6 protein-coding genes are annotated in these 11,807 nt (G+C 65.7%); all 6 read right to left on the bottom strand.

Features of this window, described 5'->3' with window-relative positions; translation table 11 throughout:
* Positions 1-87: 87 nt before the first annotated feature.
* The 6 genes from dpdD to dpdG are packed head-to-tail and all read right to left on the bottom strand — an operon-like array spanning position 88 to position 11,792.
* Positions 88-2,220 (bottom strand): protein DpdD, encoded by a 2,133-nt coding sequence (gene dpdD / locus ABIB58_RS07650; RefSeq protein ID WP_354040101.1) that lies wholly within the window; start codon positions 2,218-2,220, stop codon positions 88-90.
* The gene (gene dpdK / locus ABIB58_RS07645) at positions 2,210-2,728 is read right to left on the bottom strand and encodes a phospholipase D-like domain-containing protein DpdK (protein ID WP_354040098.1); all 519 of its coding nucleotides are present in this window, start codon (positions 2,726-2,728) and stop codon (positions 2,210-2,212) included. Before dpdK ends, dpdD begins: the two co-directional genes overlap by 11 nt.
* On the bottom strand, positions 2,725-7,182 hold the full coding sequence (gene dpdJ, locus ABIB58_RS07640; RefSeq protein WP_354040096.1) for a protein DpdJ: 4,458 nt from the start codon (positions 7,180-7,182) through the stop codon (positions 2,725-2,727). Before dpdJ ends, dpdK begins: the two co-directional genes overlap by 4 nt.
* Positions 7,182-7,913 carry a hypothetical protein gene (locus tag ABIB58_RS07635; RefSeq protein ID WP_354040094.1) on the bottom strand — a complete coding sequence of 244 codons (732 nt, stop codon included), beginning with the start codon at positions 7,911-7,913 and terminating at the stop codon, positions 7,182-7,184. The genes dpdJ and ABIB58_RS07635 overlap by 1 nt, the downstream gene beginning before the upstream one ends.
* Positions 7,903-10,950, bottom strand: a complete 3,048-nt coding sequence (dpdH, locus tag ABIB58_RS07630; protein ID WP_354040092.1) for a protein DpdH — start codon at positions 10,948-10,950, stop codon at positions 7,903-7,905. Before dpdH ends, ABIB58_RS07635 begins: the two co-directional genes overlap by 11 nt.
* Positions 10,947-11,792, bottom strand: a complete 846-nt coding sequence (dpdG, locus tag ABIB58_RS07625) for a protein DpdG (RefSeq protein WP_354040154.1) — start codon at positions 11,790-11,792, stop codon at positions 10,947-10,949. The genes dpdH and dpdG overlap by 4 nt, the downstream gene beginning before the upstream one ends.
* Positions 11,793-11,807 lie beyond the last annotated feature (15 nt).

Below are 11,807 nucleotides of genomic sequence, written 5' to 3'. Positions count from 1 at the left end.
GCGGCGGTGCGTGTTTTCAAGCATGTTCCTCAACGCCCGGCGCCAGAGACCTCTGGGGAGGGCCAGGCGCTGGCCGGTCGTCGCCTGTCATGCCGAAGCGACGGGCTGTGTCGCGGACCATTCGTCGATGGCCCGGAGGATGCTCAAGGCGCCTCGACCTGCGGCAAAGACCAAGTCTCCCCCGCCGAGATTCGCTCGTATGAAATCCGTCGCCGCGTGCGTCGCCGACGCCGCGACGACGACGAAAAGGTCTGCGTTCTCGGCAAGCGACTTCAGCGCCTTCGTCCCGACGTGCTCGCTGCTGACCCGCACATCCGCGCCCGGGGCGTGCAGGTGCAGTCGCTGGACTGCCTGTGCGGCGGCTGACTCGGTCAGGGTGTAGATCGCGATCAGCTTGCCCGAGAGGCGGGACGCGAGTTCCTGATCGGCCTGGGAGGACGTTGCGGTTTCGAACGTCTCGGGCGAGGTGTTCTCCGCCCAGCCCAAGGCCGAGCCGAGATGTCCCAGGCCTGCGCGCTGAAGGGCCGTCAGTTGCGAGGCGACGGGCGTGAGGCGGCCGATCGCCTCGTGCCAGAACTGCTCCCGCGCTGACTGGTCCGGGGCGTCGGCGACGATCGTCTCGTCGATGATCTCGAGCAGCCAAGAGGCAGCACGAACGCCGGCGCCTTCGCCCACCAACGACAGGCAATCGGCCAGCAAGCGTCTGTAGGCTTCGGCCGACGGCGCGAGAGAGAGCAACGCGCGGAAAAGAACGGCCGCTGAATCCATCAGCGGCGCGATCCGCCCGGCCAGCACGAGGCGCTCGAGCGCGCGTTCGTAAATCGCTTGAGCTGCGGGCCGCGCGAAATCGGGGTCGCGAACGAGCCAGGCGACGAGGTAGGGCAAGCCGTCCACGAAGCGCTCGAAGGCCAAGCCGTCCAGCGGCAGGTCCTCGATCCCATCGGCCAGTCGCGCGGTGAAGACAGGGTCGTCGAATCCCGCACGCCACTCTCGCGCGCCCTGCCTGGCGATGGCCCCGGCCGCTGTGAAGTTCGGATCTTCCAACCGTTCAAGCCATTCGCTCCACCCGGTGGGGGGAAGAACGTCGCCGTACTCCGCCTCGATATCCTCGAAGGCCAATCGGACGGCATCGTTGCGGAATAGCTGCGCGCGCTCGCTGTCGCTCAGCTGGTTGACCAACGCCGCTGCCTGCTCAAACGCTGACAGTCCGCCGTTGATGTCGGCGATCTCGATCGCCTCCGCAGCTTCGACCGGCGCCGGGAGGGCCGGCGGGATCGGTTCGTCCGGCGCTTCGCGGGCGAGAGCGACGACGGCGCTCATGAGGTCTGCCAGATCGTGGCCGGAAGCTACAGCGGCCTCGGCCAGCGATTTTGCGCGGGGCGAGCCGGAGAGAGCCTCCAGCGCGTAGAGCCGCCATCCGCCCTGGTCGAGTGTCGCAGGCGCCGGCAGCCGGATGAGATCCTGGGCCCTGTGCCGAACGGCCGATCGATAGGCGTCCAGGGTCAGATCGCCGGCAGAGGATGCGGTGCGGTAAAGAGCCTCGAGCAGCGCTGCTGTGACGGCGGGTGGGCGTCGGGTAAGCAGCAGGCTGTCGAAGTAAGGGGCCGATGCGATTTTCGTCCAGTCCCGCGCCGTCGCGAGGATCTCGATCTCGAGGAAGCGAAGATTGAGCGCATCCAAACGGTGTTCGCGACGGCACTGGTCGAGGATTTCCAGCGCAGCATCGATCGCCAGATTGTTCAGGTGATCGCGAACCAGAGCGAGCATCCGCCCCGTGGAGTCCGGGGCCGCTTCGCCGTGGGCTGGAGCCCTTGCCAGGGTGGCGCGAAGCCGGGCCAGGGCGCGAAGAGCGGAAGGCGCCGTTCCCGGATGAGGCACGAGACGGGCCACGGCCGCCGGGTTGTGGGCGGCGAGATGGGCTTCGTGAGGCAGCGCCCGGTTGAGCAGGCGCGGGGCTCCCGAAAAGTCCGTCAGCGTCGGACCCGCGAAGGCCAGCAATAGGGGGCGCAGTTGGCGCCATTGCCGATGGTTCGAGGCCACGGCGTAGAAGACCGGCACGCGATCAGCTCCTCGGTCCCAGACGAGCAGGGCGCCAGGGAAGGCGTCGTCCAGGGCCGTGGATTCGAGGGCCAGATGATCCGGCGCCAGGTTGGGACGGCCGGTCGCATCCCGAAATGCGTCAAGTGAGGCCTGCGAGGCTTCGAGCGTTTCAGCCAGCAACGACGTCGCTCCATTTTTCCTCGAGCTGCAGGCGTCTCTCCGCGACCGAAGCCGGATCGGTCCTCAGCAGAATGTGCTCGTCGTTCACGGTGATGCCGTTCCACGTGAGGTTCATCGAGCCCGACAGGACGTAGTCGGTCGACAAAAGGCCCTTCTCATGGAAGTCCGGAGCCACCTTGATCCGAACCGAGTTCCCGAGGTCGAGCTTTTGCATTTTCTCGATGAAGCTGACGTTGTGAGGATGATCTCTGATCAGGATAACGATCTCGCAACCGCGTTCCGCGAGCGTGGCCAGGATCGTGGACAACCGGATCATCGAGACGGGCCAATCCGGACAAAGGGCCGCGAACTGCCGAGCCTCGTTGTCCAGGATTTCGATGTCCGTGATCCACCCGAACCCGATCCAGAGCCGCTTGCTCGGCTTGATCAGTTCGACTGCGAACAGCGACTGCAAAAGGTCTCGGATGGCACGGGTCTGGCCGGGTCCAGTCAGGTCGCGCGAGGTCATACCTGCTCCTGAATGACGAGGGTGACGATCAGTGTATCGCCCTGGCGTTCCGTGCGCTCGAGCTTCGGGAAGAACTGCAGATAACCGATGTCGACAGGTGTGATGAGAAGTTCGACCAGCGCCGTGCGGAGTTGGTCAGCGCCGGCGATCGGCATGGAAACCTCGACGGCTCCGTCCTCGGCGAGAACGCGGGCGGCCGTGGCCTGCCAGTTCGGTTGATCGAGGGGCACCCGTTGTCCGGTCCGGTCGAGAAGGGCGCGGGCCATTCTGGGATCGGTGCTGCGGCGCTGGGTGAACCGATTGTAGGACTGCAAGGCCTGCTGAGAGATCTGGACGCCTCGGGGCCACAGGAGATTGCTGAGGATCTGCGCTGCGTCGGCGGGTTGCAGTTGTCCCGCCACTCCGGTCGCCGCGGCGACCCGAGTGCGCAGGTCTTCGGACAGGGCGAAGACGAACGAGATCTCCCGAACGCTGATCGCGACGCCAGTCGCGCGCTCTAGATCAATCCAGCGCACCAACAGGTCGGCGAGCAGCGGGTCGAGTTCCGGCCGCGCTCCTGGCGTGAGCAGTCGTGCGTTCAGAGACACGCTCAGCGCATGACCGACGGTCAGCCCCCTGTCGTCCAGAAGGCTGTAGAGGATCCTCCGCTGCGCCTCACGGGGTGCATAGGTCGTCTCCGACCTGAGACCTTGCGTCGCCGCAGCTACTTCGGGATCGTCCCGCAGAAGCCCGACGAAGGTCTCCAGGCCGCTCGCCGCGAGTTCGAGGTCGGTCGGCGCCAGCGCCGCTTCGAGCGCCCGTGAAAGAGCTCTCGGCTCCTGGACGATCCGATCCACGATCGCTTGCAGGACGCCGGCGCCCCCAAGGGTCGTCTCGGTCACCCAGAGACGCGCCGCGTCCCCGATCTCGACATCGACGACAAGCGCATCGGTCGAGACGTGGCGCGGCGCCAGGCTGGCGCAGGCCTGAAGGAGAGCTTCCCCCATGGTGCTGACGAAGGTGTCGCGGATCCATCGGCCGAACAGGGTCGGGTCAGGCGCATCGAACTCCTGCGCCAGATCCCTCAGGCGAGCCAGAACCTCCGGACGGCGAAGGACGTCGGTCAGGGTCTGCGCCTGGGCGCTCGCATGCCCTCCATCCGCGGCTGTCGCCATGGCGGCCTCGTCATCTCCGGCGCTGGCTGGATCGTCCGCGACCCCAGGCGTCTGGAAGATCGCATCGACCGTTCTCGAGAGATGCTGCGCCGCGTCGTGCCCGCCCAACAGAGCGGCGGCAGCGCCGGCGAGGCTCTCCCCTGTCGCAGCAGCGCGGGCGATGGCGGCTCCGATGACGATCTGCTGCAGCCAGTCCCTCTGAAAGGCGTCGATATCATCCGGAAGCAGATCGTCCGCAAGGAGACGGTGCCGGAAGTAAGCCAGCCTGCATCCCGACAGGACGCTTTCGGGCAGATGGCGCCAACGCGTCTCGATCAGGCCGAAATTGAGGTCAAGCGCGAGCGCGTCCACATCGATCTCAAAGCCCACAGCCGCCGGATTTCCCTCGTCGTCCGTGAAGCGGTAGCGGATGCGGCGATCGCTGCCGACGCGACGGAGGAGCGCCTCGCCCGAAGGCGCATAGCGCCGCACGGCGACGTGACTTCGGAACCTGTGCAGGTAGGCCGACACCCCGGTGATCTGGTCCCGCCACGGATTGCGATATCCGAGATCGATCGCGACCGGCTCGCCGAACGGGATGAACTCGCTCGCCCAGTTAAGCCTTGCATTCGATGTCGGACCCGCCACGTGTCGCGGCGCGTGGTGCAGCGGAATGCTCCACGGCCGGTAGACCCGAACGCTCGCGCCTGGCGGACCGAACAGTCCGACTTCCTCGGAAGCGCCAGTGAACTGGCCGATCGGCACATCCTGCTCGGGCAGGTCGGGATCCAGGGGGGACCAATGGTGTAGGTGGCCGTGTTCTGTGGCGAAGCGACGGGTGACCCGTCCTGGGGCGAGTTCCGTCAGGGCCTGAGCGATGAGCATGTTGCTCTGCTTGGCCGCGTCTCGCCGGGTCGCGGCGGGAATGTCCACGATCACTTCCGGAAGGTTCAGATCGCTGAAGAGGGTCCGGGCGACGAAATCGGGCAGCGGATGATAGTCCGACTGGATGTCGAGAAGGCTCGGCGGGACAGGGTGAGCCTTCGCCCAATCTCGATGAAGCCGTCGGAGAAGCGTTGGCGCGGCCTCGAGAAGGATTGACCGGGGAGGAGACCAGAGCAGGCTCCGCAGAGCGGCCTCGTCGATCTGCAGCGCGCCTTTGAGGTAGGCGCCGAGATCGGCCAGGGTCGCGGCGTGGCCTTCGACCACCTTAAGCAGCAGGGTCTTGGCGGCCTCGCGCAGAGGCGTCGTCTTCGAGCCTGAGGGGCGGCTCAGCACGTCCCAGGACCAGCCCCACGGCGCCCGGCTTCGATCCGCGATCCAGTCGAACAGGGCGTAGGTCGCCTGCATCCGAAGCACGTAGTCGTTTTCGACGGGGAGGCGTTGCGGCGGCAGGGCGGGATCGAAGAGATGCTCGTAGGCTTCGAAAGCCACGCGATCCCGTCCGTAATCGCTCAGCACGGTCACCGTGAGGGGCCGCATCCCGCGGCGGCGTCCGGCACGTCCTTTCCTCTGCAGGAAGGAGGCTGCGTCCTTCGGAGCCTTGTGCTGAAGGACGGCGCCGACACGGTCGTCATTGTAGCCGACCTCAAGGGCGGCGGTGGCGATGATCACGTCCGCATCGGCCTGTACGCCGCTGTCGGCTGAGGTTGTGCGTCCGATGACGAGCGGCGCGGTAACGCCCCGACCGATCGCATCCGCCGCCGCCCAGACCTGGCCGTCCCGATCTCGGCGCCGGCGTGTCGTGAAGTCCGCGGTCGGTGCACGCAGGGCCGCCAGGGGGAGGTCGCCCGGGCGAGGGCGCCCGAAGGGGTCGAGGCTTTCCGCATCGCGGAAACTGTCGAAGAGCCGATTGATGACGTCGAGGTTGTCGGTGAACGCGAACAGGCGACTGCCGAAGGCCCCGCCCGAGCGACCGCCTTCGAGCGGGTCCAGCATCCGGGCGAGCAGCATTAGGCTCTGGATGGAGGTCGACAGAAGTGATGTCTGGGACGCCGGATCGCCTCGCAGAAGGATCTGATACTCGCCGCCCTCCTGGACCAAGTCGCCGGGCGTGATCTCGTCGACCGCTCCCGGCGGCAATCCTACGAGATCGGCGAAGAACCGCGGGGCCTCTCGAAGCGTGGCGGAAAGTCCCGCGTACACGATCGGCGCGTTCAAGGCATGCTTCCAGCGCCTCAGGGTGAGGGCCGCCTGAGCGCCGGCCACCCCGGTATAGGTGTGAACCTCATCCAGCAGGGCGAAGAACGGTCGCTGCTGGAAGGGGCGGCCCACGCCGAACAGGCGGCGAGCCTTCAGGTCGGAGAGCCGCTGGTTGAGCATCTCCGTGGTCGTGAACAGGACGTCGGGCGCGGCGTCCATCAGCCGATTGCGTGTCAGGACGATCTGGGTTTCGGGTATCGACGCATGGCAGGAGACCGAAGCGCAGACCAACCTCTCGCGCTTCTCCGTGATGTCCTCGCCGCGCCAGATCAACCTGTCGCCACAGGCAGGGCAGGGCAGCCAGGGGCAGACGTACGCATCGCCCAGCTTGCGCCATTTCGCATCGGCGACGTCCTTCATCGTCGCCTGGCGAGGGGTCGAGGCGAAGAAGGCGCCGATGGAGACCGGACGGCTTTGGGCCAGAGCCCCGTCAGCCTTGCGCAGCAGGCGGAACGCCTCCGAGAACTGGTCTTTCAGAAGCTCGGTACGAGGATAGACGGCGAGGACCTTGACCCAGAACTCTCCCGGGCGAACCGCCTCTGCGACGCGCGTCATGGCCGGAAGGTAGAAGGCCAGGGTCTTCCCGGAGCCTGTGCCGGCCGTCACGATGACGCCCGCGTCGCCGCGAGCCTTGAGCAACCGCTCGGTGGCCGCTTCCTGGAAATCAGCGAGATCCATGTCGGTCGGACCCGTGAACGCGCTCCAGATCGCCCGTCTCTGGAGAGAGGCCGCCGGGTCGATCCGCGTCAGGACGTCCGACGCGGTCCGGTCGCGTCGAGGATAGCGCCGCTGCCTATAGTCGACGCGAAAGTCCGACACGAGACGGGGCGCCGTCGTCCAGGCCCGCCCATCGAACTGCTGCCGGAGGCGGCTGAGCAGGCGAACCGTCTCCGCGAAGCGGGACCGATACGCGATCTCGTCACCCACGCCTCGCACTTCCAGGATCAGGCGTCGATCAAGGAGGTCCTCGATCGCATCGTCGCCGACAGGGCCGCCACCGAGGATCTCGGCGGCCAGGGCCGTCGCCTCGTCTTCTGTCAGGTTTCCGTCGACGAAACCCCACCGCAGGGCTTCCATTTCGAGGCGCTCGATCGCGTCGAGAAGGTCGAGAGAGCTCACTACGACGCCGACCTTTGTGGAACGATCCGGAATCCCGCAAGGAGGTTTCTCGCAACCAGCCAGTCCCTGACGTCCACGGTGAAGTCGTCCAGGCCGGCGCCGCCTTGTGCGACCTTGCGCAAGAAGGCGAGCACAGTGGGTGGGACATCTCCGCCTTCAATGGCGCCGATCGCTTCGGATCGGGCCTTCACGGCAGCGTTGAGGGCGTCGAGCCTTTCCTTGACGGCGCCGGCCTCAGGGATCGTGTCACGGATGCCGATCAAGATCGCATCGAGTTGGCGAATGCGGGCGACTGCTCCGGCGTAGGCGGAAAGGTTTTCGAGGGCGCTCAGAACCTGGTCGAGGGCCGCGATGTCCGCCTTGGCGACGACCATCGCGCGCCAAGCCTCGGAAGAGGTCTTTCCTGACTCTGCGATGGCCGACTTCAACGCGCCGGTGAACGCGTGACGGATGGCGGGGTCTGCGTCGGACAGACTGTCGCGGTCGTCGCGGAACTTCGCCAGCAAGGTTTGGGCCTGTTGTCGGGCCTGGGGCAGGGGGCTTGGGGCCCGGACCTCCACGCCCTCCGCCAGCAGGGCGCGACGGACGTCTTCGGCCTTGGTCAGATCGGTCGCGAGCGGGCCGAACTGGACTGCGCGGGAGCGAAAGACCGATGCCTTGCCGCTCGCCTTCTTGAGTTCGCGATGCCGGTCGAGCGCGGTGCGCAACTGCTGTGCCTGGTCAAGCAGCATCGGACGCCTCCCACTCCAGAAGGGCGTCCGAAATGGTCTCGAGCGCACCTTCGATCGTCTGGATGTCGCGCAGGACGCCCTCATCCTCGGCATTGATGCGGTTGGCCTGTTCCGCGAGGTAGCCTTGCCCCTGGTTCAGGAACGCGGTCGCAGCGGTTATCAGATCACGCCCGCCGACGAGGGCTCCCGACCGTGCTCTGGCGTATGTCGGCAAGCTCGCGACCGGGTCCTCCACCGTCCGCAAGGAGCGGGCTGATTGGACGGCATCGTCGTAAAGGACGGTCTGGAACGTGTTCAAGGCTTCGTCCAATTTCGCCGTCGTCCGTCCGGCCAACCCCTCGTCGGCGAACGCATCGCGGGTTTGCCTGAGAGACGTGATGATGGCCGCCCGCTTTGCGTCGACTCCGAACGCCGCCTCCATTTCGTCGAGCCACTGGAGCCGCGCAGCACGTTCCTCGTCGCAGGCAGCCTCGAGGGCGTCCTTGGCCTTCTGATAGGCAACCGAGATCCTCGGGAACTGATCCGCCTTCGTTTGCGCCGGGGGTGTCTGCTTCAGGCGCCAGCCATCGCTTCTAAGACGACGGAGCGTCGATGCGATGCGCGTCGGACTGATCAGCGTGCCGACCTCGCCGCCCTTGCTTCCGGAGTTCAGCGCACGGACGACACCGCGGAGATCGCTATGACGGTGATTGATCCCGTCGTTCAGTTGGCTGAGGGGCTGGGTCATCGCCGAAGCGTCGCCTGGCTTTTCGGCGAGTATCGCGCTGACGTCAGACACCGTATCCGCCTCGGCTTTCACGCGGCCGCTCAATACGGCCTGGACGGCCAGCAGCTCGATGGCTGCTGTCACGAGATCCCAACCCGGTTGCGGGGCCGTGAACGCCCTTAGTTGCCCTTCGACGTCAGCCTTCCAACTCGAGAGAATTTCCAGGTAAGCGGCGAGCGCCTCGGAACCCCCAACGAAGTCCCAGCTGCCGTGTTGCTTCGCACGGACAAGGCCGGAAAGCCCCACCACCGTGCGGTCCAGTTCTGAGGCATCTGCACCAGCATGCGGGATACGCAGGGTGAGGGGCAGCGCAAGTTCGGTCGTGCCTTGACGGTCGAACACGATCGAGCGTCTACGGAACATTCGGTCGGCCTCGTTTCCGCAGAACCGCGACTTCTCCAATCCCAGGTCATCCCAATCGATCGCGTCGGCAACGGCCTCGAAAATCATCGGGCGCAGCGTGTCGGGCGCCTTGTCCAGAAACTCGCCCCTGGCCCAGGCCTCCAGTTCGACCTCCTCTCTCGTGAGCTTGCGGCCGCTCGCGGGCGGCGCAAGGACCGGCTTCGCCGCGATGTCGTCGGTCTCGTCTCCTGGGGCGTCCGCCACATCGCCCAGGGTGGGAATGCCGAACGCCTCTCGCAGGTCCTGTGGCAGGTTCAACGGACGACCGGAGCCATCCCATAGTTCGAGGAAGGCGCCGACACGTCCTTCCTCCGCTCCAGCACGACGCCTGAGCTCGCTCCGGGCCGCCGCGTCGAAGGCTCTGAAGCCGCCCAGGCGTTCGAGCAGGGCCGGAGGCGGGAACTCGCCTGCCGGCAGACTCGGACCGTAGTCGTCAAGCACCGGCGTGAGAACGCCGGTTTGGAGCGTTCGCGGATTGAACGCCTCCACGAGTTGATCGTCGGCCCGCTGCGCCATGTTCCAAAGCGCTTTGGGCGTGAAGGGGAAGAGCCCGTGTCCCGCGGGCGTATGTCCGAACGTCTGGTGGCACCCCGTCTTTAACGGACACTCCTCGCAGGCATTCGGAAGTCGCGCGCCGACGCCCTGCGCTTCCCACGCCTGAAGTCCGTTCGGTCCCAGCCTCACCGCATTAAGGTAGGGGCCTGCGAACGCCGCGAGCCCCGCTTGGTCCAGCAGATCGACGTCAGCGCGAGCCGTCGAACGGTCCATGTTCACGAAATGGGTGATGCGCGTGTAGACGGTGTCGACAACCTGCTCGAAAAAGCCTGTCGTGACGGCGATCGCCCATCTCAGCTTGCAGAGGCTGCTGTCTTGTCCCTGGTCGATCATGGCCTGAAGCAGCGCCCGATCGAGGCCTTGGACCCGCGCGAAATCCTCGATCAGCAGGACGAGTTCGCGTCCGTCCTCCTTGAGGTGTCGTCGCAATGTGACCATCAGTTCGACGAGGCGGTCGCCGGAGAAACTCAATGTTCGACTGATCGCAAGCTCGAGGCAGCGGTTGAGCATGTCCACGGCCATTTCGGGCGCGCCTGGGATCGAATAGAGATACTGCAGCGCCGTCTGCGCCAAGGCTGCGGCGTCCTTGAAGTCAATCGGATCGATCGGCAGGTCGGCGAGGGTGAACATGCGCCGCTGCTCCGCCGGCCTGTAGGCGGACGGGGCGGCGAAGACGTGATCGACCAGATCGGCGATGAGGTTGCCGTCGGCGTAGAAATGCTTCTGCCGGAAATGGACGTCCTGGAAGAGGTAAGGCACGTTCTTGATCAGTTCGGCCTCCAGATCTCGGTCGAGACTGTGCTCGGACGGCTCGAGTTCGCCGATGGCGTATGCGATCTCGTTGAGGAGCCGTTCCTTCTGTCCTTGCCGGGTCGCGACCGCTTCGCCCGTACGCGACAGCGCGTCCCGGAACGACTCCTGTCGGTCTACGGGAAGCTCGCCGATCAACATTTCCAGGATGGCGCGCAAGCTGGTGCCAGCCTTGGGCACGACGACGACGAGGCGGTCGGATGTCGTCGGGATGTTGAGCTTCAGCCAGTGGATCAGGTGCGACTTTCCCGAACCTGACCGGCCGTAGACCACCAAGCGGGAATAGGGCGCCTCTGGGCGAAGAAACTCCGCGAGCAATCCATCCTGGCTTATCGGTCTGAAGTGGTTCGGTTGCAGTTCATGAAAGTTCGTGCCGATGAAGCCGCTCACCCGCAGTTCGCGGGCAGAGTGGACGGCCCGGAAAACCACAGACGGGATCGCCTCGGCTTCGGTATTGATGATCTGAAGGACCTCTCTTGGGGTCCAGCAAAGCGGCATCGTCATGCCTGGCCTCCCACAAGACCAATATGGCTGACGCGGCGCGTCGGGTCGGCTCCGAGGTCAAGGGTCACGGCCTCGGCGTCCGACGGATTGCGCAGCCGGATCAGTCCCTCACGCTCGAGGCGCAGAAGCGCGAAACTCGTCGACTTGGAAAGTCGCTGGGGCTCGCGCTCGAACCCCGGCTTGGCTTCAGACTCGATGACACGACGTACGCGCCCCTGCTCGAATACGACGACCGCGGATGCGAGGTTCGCCAGGAAGGCGCCAATCGGCAGGTCCGGCGCCCCACCCATCGCGGAGGTCAGGTGGCGGCGCACAGCATCGGTGGGATCCGGAACGACCGCCCGGTTGGCCAGAACCTGCCCGTATCCGAGATAGCGGATCCAATAGGTGAACGTGTTCCAGCGATCGCCACTGGTCAGGTCGAAGGGCGCGCCGGAGTCCGAATGGAGTTGCTGCTCGAGTTTCGGCTTGTAGTTTGTGGCGAAGGGCAAGGGGTGTCGGGGCGATTGCATCAGAAACCAGGCCATGGCCTTTGCGAAGGCTTCTTCGTCTTCCAGACCATCGTCTGTCGATAACAGCGCGGCTTCGATTTGACTGAAGACGGCGGCCTCAGTGTTGGAGGACTTGCCGGCGGTCTTGAGATTGGCCTGCAGCCTCCCTTCCGCTTCGACGACGAGGCCAAGATCCTTGGCGGTCAAGAGCGTGGTTCTGAAGACAGAAGTGGGGTCCTTCACCTCGCGCCTGAGGGACTGCGGAGAGCACAGTCCCAACAGACGCTCCTCAGTCTCGCCAGATGGCCGTTCCGCGAGCACGGACACGAGAAGGCGGACGCGAGTGGGCATGGCTTCAAGGCGGCT

This window comes from Brevundimonas sp. UYEF29 (assembly GCF_040546195.1).
In the GTDB taxonomy this organism is placed as follows: Bacteria; Pseudomonadota; Alphaproteobacteria; order Caulobacterales; family Caulobacteraceae; genus Brevundimonas; species Brevundimonas huaxiensis.
The sequence above is the reverse complement of the archived record's forward strand: the minus strand, read 5'-3'. Positions and strand labels throughout refer to the sequence as shown.